A 17,918-nucleotide genomic window follows, 5' to 3' on the forward strand; every position below is an offset into this window, starting at 1 on the left:
CCATGCGTCCGCTCGATGGTATCACCGTCATCACGCTGGAACACGCGATCGCCGCGCCGTTCTGCACCCGCCAGCTGGCCGACCTGGGCGCGCGCGTCATCAAGGTGGAGCGTCCCGGCGTGGGCGACTTCGCGCGCGCCTACGACGCCCGCGCGCGCGGCCTGGCCTCGCATTTCGTCTGGACCAACCGCTCCAAGGAGAGCCTGACGCTGGACGTCAAGCACGGCGAAGCCCCCGTAATCCTCGGCAAACTGCTGGCCGGCGCGGACGTGCTGGTGCAAAACCTGGCGCCCGGCGCCGCCGCGCGCCTGGGCCTGTCCTATGAAGCGCTGAAGGAACAGTATCCGCGCCTGATCGTGTGCGACATCTCGGGCTACGGCGCGGACGGACCGTACCGCGACAAGAAGGCCTACGACCTGCTGATCCAGAGCGAATCCGGCTTCCTGTCAATCACCGGTTCGCCGGACGAACCGGCCAAGGCCGGCTGCTCGATCGCCGACATCGCAGCCGGCATGTACGCTTACACCAACATCCTGGCGGCGCTGATCCAGCGCGGCAAGACCGGGCAAGGCTGCAACATCGACGTGTCCATGCTGGAGAGCATGGCCGAGTGGATGAGCTATCCGCTGTACTACGCGATGGACGGCGCGGCGCCGCCGCCCCGCGCTGGCGCCGCGCACGCCACCATCTATCCCTACGGCCCTTTCCCCGCCGGCGACGGCAAGACCGTGATGCTGGGCTTGCAGAATGAACGCGAGTGGGAGCTGTTCTGCACCAGGGTGCTGCTGCAGCCGGAGCTGGCGAAGGACCCGCGCTATGCATCCAATGCGCTGCGCACGGCGGCGCGGCAGGAGCTGCGCGAGATGATCGTGCACGTGTTCTCCACGCTGACGGCGGAACAGGTGATCGAACGGCTGGACAGCGCGCAGATCGCCAACGCGCACATGAACAGCATGCACGACCTGTGGCAGCACGCCCAGCTCAAGGCGCGCCAGCGCTGGGTGGAGGTGGCCACGCCGGCCGGCCCCATGCCGGCGCTGCTGCCGCCCGGCGTGCCGAACGCGTACGAGGCGCGCATGGATGGCGTGCCGGCGCTGGGGCAACACACGGACGCGATCCTGGCGGGCCTGGGCTACGGAACCGAGGCCATCGCGTCGCTGCGCGCGGCCAGCGCTGTCTGACGCCCACCGCATCGCTACGCCCGGAGACACCATGAACGCCATCAACCACCCCAGCCTGGCCCTGGCCACTTTCGCCGCCACGCTGCAATTCGAGACCATCCCGCACGACGTGCTGCGCCGCGCCGAGGATTTGCTGCTGGACTGGGCCGGCTCCGCGCTGGCCGGCAAGGGCGCGCGCCCGGTGGAAACCATTGCCGGCTATGCCGAACAGATGGGCGGCCCCGGTCCCTGCGAAATCCTGATCTCGCGCAAGCACGCCACGCCCATGTTCGCCGCCATGGTGAACGCCGCCGCGTCCCATTACGCCGAGCAGGACGACGTCCACAACGGCTCGGTGTTTCACCCCGCCGCCGTGGTGTTCCCGGCCGCGCTGGCGGTGGCGCAAGCGCTGGGCCGCTCCGGACGCGAACTGCTCACGGCCGTGGTGGCGGGCTACGAGGTGGGCATCCGCGTCGGCGAATTCCTGGGCCGCCCGCATTACAAGATCTTCCACACCACCGGCACCGCCGGCACCATCGCCGCCGCTGCGGCGGCGGGCCGCCTGCTCAACCTCACGCCGGAACAGATGCTGCACGCCTTCGGCTCGGCCGGCACGCAAGCCGCCGGCCTGTGGGAATTCCTGCGCGACGCGGCCGACTCCAAGCAGCTGCACACCGCCAAAGCCGCCAGCGACGGCCTGATGTCGGCCTACCTGGCCCAGGCCGGCTTCACCGGCGCGCGGCGCATCCTGGAAGGCGCGCAAGGCATGGGCGCCGGCATGACGCGCGACGCCGACCCGGCCAAGCTGATCGACCGCCTCGGTTTCCGCTGGACGCTGGCCGAAACCTCGTTCAAGTTCCATGCCAGCTGCCGCCACACCCATCCGGCCGCCGACGCGCTGCAGCAGGTGATGCGCGGCCATGGCCTGGCGCCGGACCAGATCGCCCGCGTTGACTGTCACGTGCACCAGGGCGCCATCGACGTGCTCGGCCCCGTGGTCGACCCGCAAACCGTGCACCAGGCCAAGTTCTCCATGGGCACCGTGCTGGGCCTGATCGCCGAATTCGGCAGCGCCGGCTTGACCGAATTCGACGCCAGCTTCAATACCCAGCGCGTTGCCGAATTCCGTGGCAAAGTACACATGATGCTCGACAAAGAGGTGGACCAGGCCTACCCGGCGCGCTGGATAGGCAAGGTCACCGTGAGCACCACGGATGGCCGCACGCTGCACGGCCGCGTCGACGAACCCAAAGGAGACCCCGGCAATACCCTGAGCCGCACCGAACTGGAAGACAAAGCCGCGCGTCTGGCCGCCTTCAGCGGGGCCGCCACGCCGGCCGACATGGCCGCCCTGGCCGACAAAATCTGGACTATAAGCCGCATCAATATTATGGGAGACCTCTTATGAGCACTGCCGTACATGCTGCCCCACCCGACGCCAGGCTGGCCCTGGCCCATTCCTTCCTGTTCGTGCCCGGCGACCGGCCGGACCGCTACGCCAAGGCCTGCGCCTCGGGGGCGGACGCGGTCATCATCGATCTCGAGGACGCAGTCGCGCCCAGCGCCAAGGGCGCGGCGCGCGACGCGCTGGAAAACTGGCTGTCCAGCCCTGAAGGCCGCGCCCCGCACGTGCCGGTGCTGGTGCGCGTGAACTGCGTGAACTCGGGCTGCTTCGGGGACGATCTGATCCTGTGCCACCGCCCCGGCATTGCCGGTATCGTGCTGCCCAAGGCCGAACGAGTGGCCGACGTGGCCAGCGCCTCGTCCAGCGCGCCGCTGTTCCCGCTGATCGAAACTGCGCAGGGCTTCGCCAATATGAACCAGATCGTCTCCGCGCCGCGCGTGCAGCGCCTGATGTTCGGGTCCATCGACTTCAAGCTGGACATGGGCATCCACGGCGAGCGCGACGAGCTGCTCTATTTCCGCTCGCAGATTGTGCTGGCGTCGCGCCTGGCCGGCCTGCGCCCGCCGGTAGACGGCATCACCGCCGCCATTGACGGCGCCGCCGCCGAGGATGACGCGCGTTATGCGCACCGGCTGGGCTTTGGCGGCAAGCTGTGCATCCACCCGGACCAGCTGGAGGCGGTCAACCGCGCCTTCCTGCCCTCCGGCGAGGAAGTGGCCTGGGCGCAGCGCGTGCTGTCCGCCGCCGAGGGCGCGCGCGGCGCCGCCGTGGCCGTCGACGGCAAGATGATAGACAAGCCAGTGCTGCTGCTGGCGCAGCGCATCGCCTCCGAGGCGGCGCGAAAGAATCTGCATTAACCGTATCAAAACCCGCAAGGGGCCGGCAAGAGCCCCTCACCGCCTGGAGACACCATGAAACTGCAATCCCTGCTGTTCGCCGCCGTGACTGTATTTGCGGCCAGCGCTTACGCGCAAAACCCCATCGTCATCAAATTCAGCCACGTGGTGGCCGCCGACACGCCGAAAGGCAAAGGCGCACAAAAGTTCAAGGAGCTGGCCGAGGCTGCCACCAAGGGACGGGTGAAAGTCGAGCTGTATCCGAACAGCCAGCTGTACAAGGACAAGGAAGAACTGGAGGCATTGCAGCTGGGATCGGTGCAGATGCTGGCGCCGTCGCTGTCCAAGTTCGGGCCGCTGGGCGTGAAGGAGTTCGAGGTCTACGACCTGCCTTACATCCTGCCCAGCAAAGCGGCGCTGGCGCGCGTGAATGACGGCCCGGTCGGCAAATCGCTGCTGAAAAAGCTGGAGTCCAAGGGTATCGTCGGGCTGGCGTTCTGGGACAATGGCTTCAAGGAAATGACGGCCAACAAGCCGCTGCGCACGCCGGCCGACTTCAAGGGCACCAAGATGCGCATCCAGTCGTCCAAGGTGCTCGACGCGCAGATGCGGGCGCTGGGCGCCAACCCGCAGGTGCTGGCCTTCTCCGAGGTGTACCAGGCCATGCAGACCGGCGTGGTGGATGGCAGCGAGAACACGCCATCCAACATCTACACGCAGAAGGTGCACGAGGTGCAGAAGCACCTGACCGTCTCCGACCATGGCTACATCGGCTACGCCGTCATCGTGAACAAGAAGTTCTGGGATGCGCTGCCGGCCGACATCCGCAGCACGCTGGACAGCGCCATGAAGGAAGCGACCAAATACGCCAACGACATCGCGCAGAAGGAAAACGATGCCGCCATGGACGCCATCCGCAAGTCAGGCAAGACCGAAGTCTACACGCTCACGCCGCAGGAAAAGGCAGCCTGGCGCGCCGCCCTGCTGCCGGTGCAGAAAACCATGGAAGAGCGCATCGGCAAGGATTTGATCGCCACCTTCAACCGGGAAGCGGCAGCTGTCGAAGGCAAGTAAGGCGCGCGCGGGACGGCGGGCGGCCTACGCCGCCTCCATGCTGCAAATGAAATCCACCAGCTCGCGCGCGTACAGCGGCAGTGCGTCGAGCTTCTGGACCACCACGCTGCGCTCGCGCACCGCCCACGGTTCCGTCAACTCCACCAGCGCCAGCTTCATGCCCCGGCTCAAGCGCAGCGCCGAGGAATGCGGCAGGATGGCGATCCCCACGTTGTTCTCCACCATGCGGCACATGGCCTCGAAGCCGCGCACCTGGATGCGCAGTTGCAGCCGCTGCCCGGCTTCGCTGGCCGCGCGCGCCAGGAAGTGCTGCAAGGTGCTGCCTTCGTGCAGGCCGATGTGCTGGTAGTCCAGCGTTTCGGCAAAGCCGATCTGGGCGCGCGCCGCCAGCGGATGGTCCGGCGCCGTTGCCAGCACCAGGCGGTCGGTTGAAAAAGGGATGATCTCCAGCCCCGCCCCCTGCACCGGCCCGGCCGCGATGCCGATATCGGCCGTGCCCTCCTGTACGCCGCGTATGATGTCCTGGTTGAGACGCTCCTCCAGCGCCACATTCACCTGCGGATGCACGCCGAGGAAGCGGCCCAGCACCTCCGGCATGAATTCGGTGACGGCGGTGGTGTTGGCGAAGATGCGGATATGGCCCTTGATGCCATTGTTGTATTGCTGCATCTCGCTTTTCAGGCGTTCCACCAGCTGCATGAACTGCTGCGCGTGCGCCAGCAGCGTTTCGCCTGCCGGCGACAGCTGCACACCCTTGTTTTCGCGGTACAGCAGCCGCGTGCCGAAGCGCGCCTCCAGTTCCTTGACCCGGTTGCTGGCCGCCGCCAGCGACATGTGCATGCGCTCGGCACTGCGGGTGAGGCTTTTCAGTTCGGCGATGTGGATGAACAGGCGTAGGTCGGTCAAATCGAACAGCATGGCGCTCCTCTGGGCTAAGCGCCGATTCTACGCCGAATCGCCGCTTGCCGCTGTGCCGCAAGCCTAGGGTTGGGGCCGCCAGACGTAGGTGGCCAGGCTGGCCGGCGGCAGGCTGGCGGAGTAGCTTTGCGCGGCGGCGCGCACCGTGACGGTGCGCGCTTCGGCGCCGGAGTTGACGGCCACCAGCACCAGGGTGCCGTCGCGGTTTTCAAAGGCGGCGCTGTCGATGCCGTCCTGGCCGAGATTGCCGCCAACGCTGTCCAGGCGCCACGCGCCGGGACGCACGAAACGGCTGGCGTGGGCCAGCGCATAGTACTCGGGATTGCGGGTGACATTGCCGCCCTCGTCCACCGTGACCACGCCGCGGCAGCCACGGCAGCCGCCGATGCGCGGGCCGCCCTGCTCGTCGAGCGCCAGGTTGCCGAACAGGATGCCGTTGGCCGCGCCGCGCGTGGCCGCTTGCACCAGCGTGCGGCCGAAATGGGTCAGGTTGTCGCGCCAGGCGGGCGCCCAGGCGCCGCCGGAGCATTCGGTGAGGTAGCTGGACTTGCCGGGATGGGCGGCGGCCACCGCGCCCTGCGCATCGGCGCTGCCGGCATAGCAGTGCCAGGCCACGCCAGCCACGTACGGGCCTGCGACCTTGTCCTGCAATACCTTGAGCGGGGCTTGCGGCGTGTCCCGGTTGCCGTCCCATTCCAGTATCAGCGGGCCTTCGTCCTCCAGCAGCGGACCGAGGTGCTTGCCGATCAATTGCGCGCGGGCGGCGTCGTCCAGGCGCATCGCGGGTGCATCGGACGGCCCGCCGGCGGGGTCGCTCTGCAGCGTGATGGCGTGGATGGCGATACCCTCTTCCAGATACACGTCGACATAGCGTTTCAGGTAGCGCGCGTAGGCATCGAAGGCGTCGGGTTTCAAGGCGCCTTGCAGCAGGCTGCCGCTGGTTTTCATCCATCCCGGCGCGCTGTAGGGGCTGGCGATCAGTTCCAGCGCCGGATTGTGCGCCAGCGCGTCCTGCGCCAGCGGCACCAGATAGGCACGGTCGGGTTCGATCGAGAATTGGGCCAGGCCGTCGTCGCTCTGGCCGGCAGGCAGGTCGTTGTAGCTGTACTGGCTGCGGGCGAATTCGCCGGCGCCCAGCGGCAGGCGCGCCACGCTGAGTGCGATGCCGGGGGCGGGGCCGAACAGCTCGGTCAGCAGGGCCCGGCGCTGCGTGGCGTCAAGCCGTTCCGCCAGCAGCCAGGCCGAGGAAGCACTGAGCGCCGCGCCAAAACCGGCCATCTGCTGGCGGCGCGCGGCGGCGCCGGTGGCGATCTCGATGGCGCGCGGCGGGGCCGGCAACCGGCCGGCCGTTACCACCCCGGGCGACCAGGGCGTGAGCGCGCGCGGCAGCGCAGCCAGCGGCGCGTCCGGCTGGCGTTGCAGCAGGCGGGACTGGTCGCCGCTGGTGATCCAGCTGGCCACCATGCCGGCCGCGGGTAGATCAGGCTGGCGGCCCGCCGCGCCGGACGCCGCCGCCAGGCCCGGCAAGACGGCCGGCGGCGGCGCGTCCAGCGCCCCGCCGGGGACACGCTGCCCCCAATTGGCGCCTTGGCCACCCAGGCCGCGCAAGAGCGCCATGCCGCCCGAACAGCCGGACAGGCAGAACGCCAGCGCCAGCCCGAGCAGCGCGGCGCCGCCCTGCCGCAGCCCTACCGGATTACTTGAAGCGGAACAGGACATCGACCGACTGCGACATCTTCAGCGCACTCACCATCAGCAAATCCGCCGGGTCCTGCTCGTTGCGCTTGGTGTTGGCGCTGCTGCTGTTGCGCGGCCAGTCGGCCGGCGCCAGGCCGATCGAGCGCGTCAGGTTCTTGATCTCGTCCGACGACACGCCGGCCACCGGGCCCACGCGCTTGCCGAAGCCCTTGGCCATGGCGTCCGCCTTGGCGGTCGCTTCGCGCACCGCATGCCCCATCAGTTCGGCCTCCACCGTGGCGCGCTCCTTCAGGCTGAAAGTGGCGGCGAAGGAGTCCAGGTTCTGCTTTTTCAGCAGCGGCATCATGATGTCGCGCCATTTGCCCAGGTCGCGCACCACGATGTGGAGCGAGCACTTGATATCGTATTCCGGGTCCGATGCGGTGACGCTGGCCTTGCGGATCTGGCGCCGCATGTCGCGCACGTCCACGTCGGCGTCGGGCACGCCCTGCTCGGCCAGCAGCGCGCGGATTTCCAGCACGCGCTGCTGGACCACGGCCACCGCCGCCTCCGCGTTCGCGTCAAAGGCCGAGACGTCGAAATCGATTTCGCCCTGGTCGGGCGCCACGTACATGAAACCGGTGCCGCGCGCGTGAATGAAGGGGTATGAAGGCAGTTCGGCGGCGGCGGCGCCTTGCAGGGAAAGCAGCGTCAGCAAGGCGGCACACAGGGATTTTGTCAGCATGGGCGGGTTGAGGGTCGAAGTTGTGAAAATACCAAAACGCCAGTATTGATGAATTAACAAACTTTAGCAACCGCATTTTTCGCCGTCCAGGATCGCCAGGATTTGCTCGAAACCCACCGGCTTCACCAGGTGGCTCTGGAACCCGGCCTCGAACGCCAGCTGCCTGTCCTTCTGCTGGCCCCAGCCGGTGACGGCCACCAGCGTGGTGGCGCGCATGCCCGGCAGGCGCCGCAGCGCACGCGCCAGGTCGTAGCCGTTGAGCTGCGGCAGGCCGATGTCGAGGAAGGCGAAGTCCGGCGCGAACAGGTCGGCCACCTCCAGCGCCTGCATGCCGTCGTGGCAGACCCGCACCGTGTGCCCGGCGGCCCGCAACAGGCCGCCGATGCTGTCGACGAAGTCGGTATTGTCATCCACCAGCAAGATGCGGTACGCCGGGCGTTCGCCGCCGGCGCGCGGCGCCGCCGTGGCGCTGTCCGGCGGCGCCGCCAGCAGCGGCAGCGTGACGGTAAATTCGCTGCCCTGCCCGAGCCCGGCGCTGGCGGCCACGATGCTGCCGCCATGCAGCTCGGCCAGCTTGCGCGCCAGCGACAGGCCCACGCCCAGCCCGGCCGTGCTGCGCTCCAGCGAGGTGTCGGCCTGCACGAACATGTCGAAGATCTCGCCCAGCATGTGCGGCGCGATGCCGATGCCGTTGTCGCGCACGCGGATGCGCAGCACGCCGTCCTCCAGTGCCGCCCGCAGCGACAGCCGGCCGCCCCGGTCGGTGTACTTGGCGGCGTTGTTCAGCAAATTGGACAGGACCTGCGCCAGCCGCGTGGCGTCGCCATCGATGTAGACTGGCGGCGGCGGCAACTCCACCTCCAGCTGGTGGCCGAGGGAGGCCAGGTAGGGCCGCACCAGCTCCAGCGCGTCGTTCACCACCGCATGCAGCGGCAGCGGCGCGCGCTGTATCGCCAGCTTGCCGGTGTTGATGCGCGATACGTCCAGTAAATCGTCCACCAGCCGCACCATCTGTTTCAGCTGGCGTTCCATGATGACGCGCGCCCGGCTGCCCGCCGCCAGGTCGTCCGGGTTCACGCGCAGGATGTCCAGCCCGGTGCGGATGGGCGCCAGCGGATTGCGCAGCTCGTGCGCCAAGGTGGCCAGGAATTCGTCCTTGCGCCGGTCCGCCAGCAGCAGCGCGCGTTCGGCGCCCTGGCGCACCGCCATCTCGCGCTCCAGCGTCTGGTTTGCCTCCTGCAGCGCGTAGGCGCGCCGCCCCACTTCAGCCAGCATGTTGTTGAAGGCGGCCACCAGGGTGCCGATCTCGCCGCTGCCGGAGAGCGGCACGCGCAGGCTGAAATCGCGCTTTTGCATCACTTCCCGCGCCACCCCGGTTACCGCCGCCAGCGGCTGCGTGATGCCGCGCTGCAGCCGGCTCGCCACCAGCGCCGCCAGCAGCAGGCTGAGCACCATCACGCCGCCGAGGATGGCGGCATAGCTGCGCACCCGCTCGATCAGCCGGTAGCGCGCGCTCAGGTAGACCGTGCCTATCATCTCGCCGTTTTCCACGATGGGGTGGTTTACCACCAGGCGGCCGCTTTCTATGGCATAGCCCAGCCGGCCCGGCTGGCCCGGGAATACCGGCGTGTCCTCCAGCGACTGGGCATAGGCCGCGAACAGCTTGCCGTTGGCGTCGTAGATGGCGCCGGCCTGGATTTGCGGCCGCACCCGCAGCAGCGACAGGTTCTGCCGCGCGGCCGTCTGGTCGTTGAAGCTGAGTGCGCTGGTGCTGACCGCCGCCACGATCTCGGCCTGGGTGGTCATGTCGTCCACCCAGTACTGCTGGAAGGAATCCAGGTCGTACAGCAGCATGGCCGCCGACGAGGCCATCAGCGCCACGAAGGTGGTGGCCAGGGCCATCAGGATCAGCTTGCCGCGCACCGTGCCTGGCTTCAGGCGCGCTAGCATCATGAACCGCCTTTTTTCACATGGTAGGCCACCGACAGCAGGCGCGAGCTGAGCTTGAGATGGCTCTTCTCCGCGGCCGGCATCGACACTTCGAAGCGCACCCGGTCTTCCACCAGGCGGAAATTGATGACGCTGCCCTGCTGCAGGCCGTCCTCGGCATCGGTCACGGTCAGCACGCCGGCCTGCTGGGCGGCGCGCAGCAGCGCCAGCGGGCGCTCCACATCGCTGTCGATGAACACCATGTGCAAGCCGGTCAGCGGCTCGCCTTCGCGCACCTGGCGCACCGTCACCGCGCGCGCGCCCACCATGCGGCCGGCAGTGATGCGCGCCAGCTCGGCGGCGATATCCTCCGCTCCCACCACCCCCACTGTCAGCGGGCCGGCGGCGTCCTGCCCATTGCCGAACTCGACGTAACCCAGGAATTTATACAGGAAGGCGGCCTTCACGTTGCGCTCGACGTTGCCCGGGGCCGCCAGCGGCGCGTCGGCGCCCCCGGCCAGGCAGCTCAGCGCCAGGCACAGGTGGCACGCCAGCACCAGCCAGCGCGCATACGCGAATTCGGCCCAGGGGCGGCGCGGCGCCAGCGCCAGGGGACCGGCGGCGCCGGCGGAGATCAGAATCGCCATGTCACTTTCAGCAATGCGCTACGTTCGTAAACGCTGCGCGTCGGCGCGGCGGCCCATTCCGGGTGTCTGGCGTGCAGCAGGTTCTGGCCGATCAGCGCCACCTCCAGCTCCGGCCGCACACGCCACAGCCACTGCGCGTCCATTTCATAATAGGAGGGCACCACCGGGTGCGGCAACTTGCCATTGTAGCGCAGCGTCAGGTCCAGCTGCTGCGCGTCCGACACATCCCAGGATGAGCGCACCTGCCAGTTCAGGCGCGGGTCGTTGGCGAGGAACAGGCTGTTCGACACGCTGTCGCGGCTGCCCGGCCGCAGGCCCAGCTTGACCTTTTGCGCGGTCAGCCCGGCGCTCACGCGCCAGGCCGGCATGGCTTGCCAGCGGCCCCACAGTTCCAGGCCGCGCGTGGTGGCCTTGCCCAGGTTGTAGAACTCGAAACCCAGCACCGGCTGCGGCTCGGCCGTACGCAGCTTGTCATAGTCGCCGTAAAACAGCGTGCCGGAATAGCTCCAGCGCGCCCCCGGCTGCGCCCGGTAACCCAGCTCGGCCACGTTGGCCACCTCGGACTCGAAGGTCTTGCCGCCGCCCACCAGGAAGCGTGGCTGGCCGGCGATCATCAGCGGCGTGGCGGGCGCATACCAGTCCCGGTCCACGCGCGACGGCGCGCGCACGGTGCGCGCCAGGCTGGCCCACAGCAGCTGGCGCGCATCCGGCGTCCACGCCATGCGCACGCTGGGCAGCACCTCGGCGCCGGTGTAATTGTTGTGTTCCACCTTGATGCCGGCAGTCAGCTTCAGCCGCGGCGTCACGGCGATTTCGTCCTGCGCGAACACATTCCCCCAGTGCATGGCCAGCTTGTCCGGGCGGAAAGCGAAGCCGATCGGCGTCACATCGTCCCAGCTGTGGCGGTAGCCCCCGCCCCAAACCAGGCTGTGCACACCGCCGAAACGCACGCCGTGCTGGGCCTCCAGTTCCACCGTGTCCAGCCGCTCGATGAAGTTGCCTGGCTGGTTGCGCTCGGTGTGGTCCAGCACCAGCTGCAAGCGCAGGTCCGAATCGTCAGCCAGCTTGCGGGTGTAGCGATTCACCAGGTTGGCGCCGGAAATACGGATGTCGCGCGTGCCGGCCTGGCCAAGCGCGCCCTGGTAGGCGTTGCCCGCCATCATAAGACCGCCCTGTAGCAGGTCCATGTCGGCGCGGAAGCCGGCCTGGCGGCGGCGCATGCCGGTGCGCGTATTGACGCCGGCCTCCGATACGGTGTCGTCCACATCCATATAGCGCGCGTAAAGGCGATAGTGGCTGCCGTTGTCCGTGCGTGCGCCGTAGCGCGCCGTGCCGTCATGCTCGCGCGCGCCGGCCGCCGCGCTCACCAGGCCGCCCTGGGTGTCCTTGGCCGAGCGCGTGATGATGTTGATCACACCGTTGACCGCGTTGACGCCCCAGATGGTGGCGCCGGCGCCGCTGATGACCTCGATGCGCTCGACATCCTCCATCACCACGTCCTGCGCGTCCCAGAACACGCCGGAAAACAGCGGCGTGTAGATGCTGCGCCCGTCGATCAGCACCAGCAGCTTATTGGCGAAGGCGCCGTTGAAGCCGCGCGCGGTGACCGCATAGTTACGCGCATCGACCCGCGCCACCTGCAGGTTAGGCGCCAGGCGCAGTGCCTCCGGCAGCGTGCGCACGCCACTGCGGCGCAGCTCGCTACCGGTGAGGATGAAAACCGAGGCAGCCGCATTGCTCAGGCGTTCATCCTGGCGCGATACGGAGTTGATGACGATATTGCTTAGCTGTTCTATTGACAGGTCGGCCAGGTCGTCTTCCGGCAGGGCTTCGGCGCTGGCCGTTGCCGCGGCGGCAAGTACGAGGGGCAGGAGGATGCTGCGGCGGGCACGGGTCGGCATGGCCTGTCTCTGTCGGTGGCTATTCTGAAAAGATTATAAACATTTCCTTGCAGACCGCAGGTTCCGTTCTGCAATTATGCGCTTGTTCAGGACACCGATTGGGCAGAACGCAACAGTGCGCCCCGTCGGCGCTGCCTTAGAATGGCCTTAGGGCAGCGCTGACCGTATTGACCAGGCGCAAGTTGCCAAATACACTGCCGCTCATTCGCATTTTATGGAGTCCCCTCATGGGCACTTGTTCGAGTGGCAGTTGTAGCCAGGCATGCCCTGGCCCCGCCCCGGCAAGATAACGCAGGCTTTCCCTGCCGTCATCTGCCACCGGCGGATGATGGTGTCTATCCCGCCCGGAAGCCTTCCGGTGCAGGACATTCCCCACGCACAAATTGATTGCATGCAGCCCTTGCGGCGCGCACGGCCCGTCCTGCGCGCTGCGGCGCCCGCATCGCCGTGGCCGGCGCGCGCCTGGGGCGCACGCGGCTGGAACCCGGCTGCCTCGCGCAGCCAGTACCGGGAATGCCGATGTACACCCTGTTCAACCCTCGCCGCGCCGCGCCGGCCCTGGCCTTGGCCGGCCCCAACCGCTGGGACTGGCTGCTGCTGCCGCTGGTGCTGGCCGTGCTGGCCGCCGCCGGCTTCGGCGCCATGCGCATGGCGCGCCCCTTCGCCCTCGGGCATGCCGGCGCCATGTCGCTGGACGGCGCCCGTCTGCCCTACTACCTGCTGCGCACCATGCTGCGCATGTTCATCGCGCTCGGCTGCTCGCTGCTGTTCGCCTTCGTGTACGCCCCGGTGGCGGCCAAGTACCGCGCCGCCGGCAGGGTGCTGCTGCCGCTGCTCGACGTGCTGCAGTCGGTGCCCATCCTGGGCTTCCAGGCGATCGCCGTCGCGCCCTTCATCGCCCTGTTTCCCGGCAACCTGCTGGGCGTGGAATGCGCGGCCATTTTCGCCATCTTCACCTCGCAGGCCTGGAACATGGCCTTCAGCCTGTACCAGTCCATCCGCAGCGTGCCGCCCGAACTGGACGAAGCCGCGCGCGTGTTCGGCCTGTCCGGCTGGCAGCGCTTCTGGCGCCTGGAACTGCCGCACGCCACCCCCGCCCTGCTGTGGAACATGATGATGTCCGTGTCCGGCGGCTGGTTCTTCCTGGTGGCGGCGGAAGCCATCTCGGTGGCGGGCCGGGATATCAAGCTGCCTGGCGTCGGGGCCTATATCGCGCAAGCCATCGAAACCGGCAACGGCCGCGCCATCGCGCTGGCCATCGCCGCCATGCTGGCCGGGATCGTGCTGGCCGACCAGTTGTTCTTCCGGCCCCTGCTGGCCTGGGCGGACAAGTTCCGCTTCGAGGGCACGCAGGGCGACACCGCGCAACATTCCTGGCTGCTGGACTGGGTCCGACGCAGCCGCTGGCTGCGCCGGCTGGCGGACCATGGCAGGCGCCGCATGCAAGGCGCGCCGGGCTGGTTTGCCGGCAGGCCGGCCACCGGCGCGCACGGCGTGCCCCCACCCGGCCCCTGGAGCGGCAGCGCGGCCGCACCGGCGGGCGATGGCGGCGTCGCAGCCCCGCGGCAGGCCCGCCCCGGCCGTCCGGGCCGGCTGTCCCGCTACCGCCGCCATGCGCTGCGCATCCTCGACGCGGCCATGCTGCTGGCGGCCTGGCGGCTGGCCCTGTCCGTCAGCGCCGGGGCGGGATGGCCGGAGGTGGCGCACGTCGGCTGGCTCGGCCTGATCACGCTGTTGCGGGTGATGGTGCTGATCGCGCTGGCGTCGCTGCTGTGGGTGCCGGCGGCGGTGTGGATAGGCCTGCGGCCGCGCTGGGCGCAACGCATGCAGGTGGCGGCCCAGTTCCTGGCCGCCTTCCCGGTCAACCTGCTGTTCCCGGTGGCGGTCTGCGTGATGCTGGCCTACAGGCTGAATCCCAATATCTGGCTCAGCCCTTTGATGGTATTCGGCACGCAATGGTACATCCTGTTCAACGTGGTGGCGGCCGCCTCCACCATGCCGGACGAGCTGCGGCTGGSGGCCGGCAACCTGGGCTTGAAGGGCTGGCTGAAATGGAAGCGCTTCTATCTGCCGGCCGTATTTCCCGCCTACCTGACAGGCGCCATCACCGCCTGCGGCGGCTGCTGGAACGCCAGCATCGTGGCGGAGTACGTCAGCTGGGGCCGCACCACGCTGGCGGCCGATGGCCTGGGCAGCTACATCAAGCAGATGACCGACGCGGGCGACTTCCATCGCACCGCGCTGGGCATCGGCGTGATGTGCGCGTATGTGATGTTGTTGAACCGATTCTTCTGGAACCGCCTGTACCGGCTGGCCGAAGAGCGTGCACTGGGTTGATCGAACGAGGAACTGGCATGGCTGAAAATATCCTGATGGAGCTGACCGGCGTCGGCAAGACTTTCAAGCAAGCGGACGGCGCGCCGCGCGTCATCCTGGACAGCGTCAACTTTGCGCTGCGCGACGGCGAAATCGTGACGCTGCTGGGCAAGTCCGGCTGCGGCAAGTCCACGCTGCTGCGCATCATGGCGGGGCTGGCGGCGGCCGACCAGGGCAGCGCGGTCTATCGCGGGACGCGCATTAGCGGTCCGGCCAGCGGCGTGGCGATGGTGTTCCAGTCCTTCGCCCTGTTCCCCTGGCTGACGGTGCAACAGAACGTGGAACTGGGCCTGGAGGCGCAGGGCGTGCCGCCTGCCGAGCGCGCACACCGCGCCGGCGCGATGCTCGAACGAATCGGCCTGGCCGGCTGCGGCGGCACGCTGCCGCGCGAACTGTCGGGAGGCATGCGCCAGCGCGTGGGCATCGCGCGCGCGCTGGTCACCAATCCGGATGTGCTGCTGATGGACGAGGCCTTTTCCGCGCTGGACGTGCTCACCGCCGAGACCCTGCGCAACGACATCCTGGAGCTGTGGGACAGCGGCCGCATCCCCACGCGCGGCATGCTGGTGGTGTCGCACAACATCGCCGAAGCGGTGATGATGGCGGACCGCATCGTCATCCTGTCCAGCGATCCGGGCCGGATAAGCCACGACATCGCGGTCCGGCTGCCGCGCCCGCGCAACCCCGATTCGCAGGAAGTGCGCGCCCTGGCCGATCAGGTCTACCGCCTGATGACGCTGCGCTGAGGCAGCATTGGGCGCCGGGCCGGCCGGGCCGGCGCAATTCGCATTGCAGTTTTTATTGCAATTGAGTTGCGTTAACGGCCGCGCCGCAATATTATTGCAATCCTGTTGCATTTGCAGCATAGATGCAAACCGGCTACCAATAACCTATTCGCGACTCCACCCATGCCCATCTCAAGAAGCCCACTGGCCACCTCCATCTCGCTCGGCCTGGCCTGCTGCCTGCCGGCCCACGCGGAGGAAGCCGACGGCCCGCCAGCCGGCACAGCCGGCGCGGCCGCCATGCAAAGCATCGTCATCAGCGCAGGCAGCACGCCGCCCGCCGCCGGCCTGCCTGCCTATGCCATCGGCAAGACCCAGGAAGAGCTGCGCCAGCAGCAAAACATCTTCAATCCTGAGGACGCGCTGCGCAACCTGCCCAGCCTGACCATCCGCAAGCGCTACAGCGGCGACCGCAACGCGCTGGTTGGCGGCCGCAGCTTCTCCACGTCGCAGGCGCCGCGCGCGCTGGTGCTGATGGACGGCTACCTGCTGTCGAACTTCCTCGGCCGTTTCGACGCCCCGCGCTGGAACATGGTCGCGCCGGAAGAGATGGCACGCATCGATGTGCTCCACGGGCCCTTCTCCGCCGTCTATCCCGGCAATTCGATCGGCACCACCATCGCCATCACAACCAGCAAGCCCACCGCCTTCAGCGGCTCGGCGCGCGTCGCCACCCAGGTGCAGGAATACGACAATTACGGCCTGAAGGACCGCTACCACAACTACCAGGCCTCGGCCCTGATCGGCGACCGCCTGGCCTCCGGCCTCTGGTACAAGCTGATGGTGAACCACCAGGATTCCACCAGCCAGCCGATGCAGTACTACGCCGTCAACGCCAACGCCGCCGGCGCTTTCCCGGCAGCCGGCAGCGGCCCCGCCACGCCGGTGAGCGGCGTGGTGTACGACACCGCACCCGCCGGTCTGCGGCGCGCCGTGTTCGGCGCCAACGCCGGGGCCATCGACCACACGCGCCAGGACACGGTGAAGACCAGCCTGGGCTACGACTTCGGCGCCAGCCTGAGCGCGGAAGCTTTCCTCGCCTGGTGGCGCAACGATTCGGAAAACAGCAATGCCAGCCTGCTGCGGGATGCAGCCGGCAATACTGTCTGGTCCGGACGCGTGAGCGACGGCGCCAACGTCTTCAACATCCCGGCCGGCGCCTTCGCCCCCTTCCTGCGCGAGGAACGCCACCTGCAGGGCGGCTTCACGCTGAAAACCGGACGCAAGACCGGCTGGAACGGCTCGGCGGTGCTGAGCCGCTACAAAATCCTCGACGACACCCAGCGCAACGCGGGCGTGGCCGATCCGTTCGCGCCTGCCGGCGGCGCCGGAACGGCCGTGCAGCGCGGCGGCACGGGTTTCCGCTCGCTGGAGCTGCAGGCGCGCTATACGCCGGTGCCGGGCGACTGGACCGGAGGCGGTCACGCGCTGACCTTCGGCCTGCACGCCAGCGACTATGCGCTGCGCCAGGCTTCGCGCAGCCTGCCTGACTGGCGCAGCGTGGCCGGTGCCGAGACCCAGTTCGTGGGGGGCGCCACGCAGTTGCTGGGGGCCTACGCGCAGGACGCGTGGCGCTTCCTCCCCGGCTGGGCCGCGACCTTCGGCCTGCGCGCGGAAAAATGGGAAGCCTCGGACGGCGTTCAGCGCTTCACGCCGGGCCCGGCAGAAAACTACGCGCCGCGCCGCGAGCACGCCTGGTCGCCCAAGCTGTCGCTGGCCTGGAGCGCGGCGAACGGCCTGGACCTGCGCTTGTCGGCCGGACGGGGCACACGCTTCGCGACGGTGGCCGAACTATTCCAGGGCACGCAGTCCGGGCCTGCCATCGTCGTCAGCGACCCCACGCTGAAGCCGGAACGCTCAACAGCGCTGGAACTGCGCGCCGAACAACGCTTCGCGGACGGCAGCCTGCGCGCCAGCGCCTTCCAGGACGACGTGCGCCACACCATCTGGACCCAGCTGGACCTGACTGTGTTCCCCAACGTGGCCAGCACGCAGAACGTGGGCCGGGTGCGCACGCGGGGACTGGAACTGGCCGGCACGGCCGACCGGCTGGGCATCCGTGGACTGAGCCTGGACGCCAACATCGGCTTCAGCAAGTCGGTCATCCTGGAGAACGCAGCCTATCAGCCGTCGCTGGGCAAACGCTGGGTGCGCGTGCCGCACGTGCGCTCCGCCACCACGCTGCTGTACGCGCCGCTGCAGTCGTGGAGCCTGGCGGCCACCTGGCGCTACTCCGGCCGCCAGTTCAACGAGATCAACAACACGGACATCAACCCGGACGTGTACGGCGGCCTGTCGCGCCAGAAGCAGCTGGATGTGCGGCTGCTGCTGCGTCCCGCGCCCGGCGCCGAGCTGTCCGTGGGCGTGGACAACCTGAACGACTACCGCGCCTACCAGTCGCATCCCTTCCCCGGCCGCACGCTCTTCGCCGAAGCGCGCTACGCCTTTTAGCAAGCATATCAACA

General features: G+C 68.4%; 12 protein-coding genes and 1 pseudogene. 7 read left to right on the forward strand and 6 right to left on the reverse strand.

Annotated elements, in window-relative coordinates; genetic code table 11:
* Window positions 1-2: 2 nt before the first annotated feature.
* Genes ASD15_RS14275 through ASD15_RS14290 form a run of 4 tightly spaced genes read left to right on the forward strand, consistent with a single transcriptional unit; the run spans window position 3 to window position 4,475 of the window.
* Window positions 3-1,181, forward strand: a complete 1,179-nt coding sequence (locus tag ASD15_RS14275) for a CaiB/BaiF CoA-transferase family protein (RefSeq protein ID WP_057156075.1) — start codon at window positions 3-5, stop codon at window positions 1,179-1,181.
* A gap of 31 nt (window positions 1,182-1,212) precedes the next feature.
* Entirely contained in the window at window positions 1,213-2,568 is a 1,356-nt protein-coding gene (locus ASD15_RS14280; protein ID WP_057155645.1) for an MmgE/PrpD family protein, read from the forward strand.
* Complete coding sequence (locus ASD15_RS14285; protein WP_057155646.1) at window positions 2,565-3,422, forward strand: CoA ester lyase; 858 nt, start codon at window positions 2,565-2,567, stop codon at window positions 3,420-3,422. Before ASD15_RS14280 ends, ASD15_RS14285 begins: the two co-directional genes overlap by 4 nt.
* A 54-nt stretch (window positions 3,423-3,476) precedes the next feature.
* Complete coding sequence (locus ASD15_RS14290; protein WP_057155647.1) at window positions 3,477-4,475, forward strand: TRAP transporter substrate-binding protein; 999 nt, start codon at window positions 3,477-3,479, stop codon at window positions 4,473-4,475.
* A gap of 24 nt (window positions 4,476-4,499) precedes the next feature.
* Here ASD15_RS14290 and ASD15_RS14295 read toward each other — a convergent pair whose 3' ends face one another.
* From ASD15_RS14295 to ASD15_RS14320, 6 genes are all read right to left on the reverse strand, one after another.
* Window positions 4,500-5,393, reverse strand: a complete 894-nt coding sequence (locus ASD15_RS14295; protein WP_057155648.1) for a LysR substrate-binding domain-containing protein — start codon at window positions 5,391-5,393, stop codon at window positions 4,500-4,502.
* Window positions 5,394-5,456: 63 nt separating this feature from the next.
* Window positions 5,457-7,112, reverse strand: a complete 1,656-nt coding sequence (locus ASD15_RS14300; protein WP_082551834.1) for a glycoside hydrolase family 30 beta sandwich domain-containing protein — start codon at window positions 7,110-7,112, stop codon at window positions 5,457-5,459.
* Window positions 7,090-7,815, reverse strand: coding sequence for an SIMPL domain-containing protein (locus ASD15_RS14305; RefSeq protein ID WP_057155650.1), 726 nt, complete (start codon window positions 7,813-7,815; stop codon window positions 7,090-7,092). Before ASD15_RS14305 ends, ASD15_RS14300 begins: the two co-directional genes overlap by 23 nt.
* A 63-nt stretch (window positions 7,816-7,878) precedes the next feature.
* Window positions 7,879-9,768 carry an ATP-binding protein gene (locus ASD15_RS14310; RefSeq protein WP_057155651.1) on the reverse strand — a complete coding sequence of 630 codons (1,890 nt, stop codon included), beginning with the start codon at window positions 9,766-9,768 and terminating at the stop codon, window positions 7,879-7,881.
* A complete protein-coding gene (locus ASD15_RS14315; RefSeq protein WP_057155652.1) occupies window positions 9,765-10,391 on the reverse strand; it encodes a YfiR family protein in 627 nt (208 codons plus the stop codon). The genes ASD15_RS14310 and ASD15_RS14315 overlap by 4 nt, the downstream gene beginning before the upstream one ends.
* The gene (locus ASD15_RS14320) at window positions 10,379-12,292 is read right to left on the reverse strand and encodes a TonB-dependent siderophore receptor (protein ID WP_057155653.1); all 1,914 of its coding nucleotides are present in this window, start codon (window positions 12,290-12,292) and stop codon (window positions 10,379-10,381) included. The genes ASD15_RS14315 and ASD15_RS14320 overlap by 13 nt, the downstream gene beginning before the upstream one ends.
* A gap of 519 nt (window positions 12,293-12,811) precedes the next feature.
* Between ASD15_RS14320 and ASD15_RS14325 the strand changes: the two genes are divergently transcribed.
* The 3 genes and pseudogenes from ASD15_RS14325 to ASD15_RS14335 all read left to right on the forward strand — a co-directional run bounded on the left by ASD15_RS14325 (window position 12,812) and on the right by ASD15_RS14335 (window position 17,904).
* Entirely contained in the window at window positions 12,812-14,629 is a 1,818-nt protein-coding gene (locus ASD15_RS14325) for an ABC transporter permease subunit (protein ID WP_057156076.1), read from the forward strand.
* A 17-nt stretch (window positions 14,630-14,646) separates the two neighbouring features.
* Window positions 14,647-15,411, forward strand: a pseudogene (locus ASD15_RS14330) (ABC transporter ATP-binding protein); the annotation flags it as partial.
* Window positions 15,412-15,576: 165 nt separating this feature from the next.
* A complete protein-coding gene (locus ASD15_RS14335; protein WP_057155654.1) occupies window positions 15,577-17,904 on the forward strand; it encodes a TonB-dependent receptor in 2,328 nt (775 codons plus the stop codon).
* Window positions 17,905-17,918 lie beyond the last annotated feature (14 nt).

This window comes from Massilia sp. Root351, assembly GCF_001425045.1.
Lineage (GTDB): Bacteria > Pseudomonadota > Gammaproteobacteria > Burkholderiales > Burkholderiaceae_D > Rugamonas.

Coding starts and splice junctions, on each gene's coding strand:
- ASD15_RS14275 (WP_057156075.1), top strand. CDS start 3: ATGCGTCCGCTCGATGGTATCACCGTCATCACGCTGGAACACGCGATC.
- ASD15_RS14280 (WP_057155645.1), top strand. CDS start 1,213: ATGAACGCCATCAACCACCCCAGCCTGGCCCTGGCCACTTTCGCCGCC.
- ASD15_RS14285 (WP_057155646.1), top strand. CDS start 2,565: ATGAGCACTGCCGTACATGCTGCCCCACCCGACGCCAGGCTGGCCCTG.
- ASD15_RS14290 (WP_057155647.1), top strand. CDS start 3,477: ATGAAACTGCAATCCCTGCTGTTCGCCGCCGTGACTGTATTTGCGGCC.
- ASD15_RS14295 (WP_057155648.1), bottom strand. CDS start 5,393: ATGCTGTTCGATTTGACCGACCTACGCCTGTTCATCCACATCGCCGAA.
- ASD15_RS14300 (WP_082551834.1), bottom strand. CDS start 7,112: ATGTCCTGTTCCGCTTCAAGTAATCCGGTAGGGCTGCGGCAGGGCGGC.
- ASD15_RS14305 (WP_057155650.1), bottom strand. CDS start 7,815: ATGCTGACAAAATCCCTGTGTGCCGCCTTGCTGACGCTGCTTTCCCTG.
- ASD15_RS14310 (WP_057155651.1), bottom strand. CDS start 9,768: ATGATGCTAGCGCGCCTGAAGCCAGGCACGGTGCGCGGCAAGCTGATC.
- ASD15_RS14315 (WP_057155652.1), bottom strand. CDS start 10,391: ATGGCGATTCTGATCTCCGCCGGCGCCGCCGGTCCCCTGGCGCTGGCG.
- ASD15_RS14320 (WP_057155653.1), bottom strand. CDS start 12,292: ATGCCGACCCGTGCCCGCCGCAGCATCCTCCTGCCCCTCGTACTTGCC.
- ASD15_RS14335 (WP_057155654.1), top strand. CDS start 15,577: ATGCCCATCTCAAGAAGCCCACTGGCCACCTCCATCTCGCTCGGCCTG.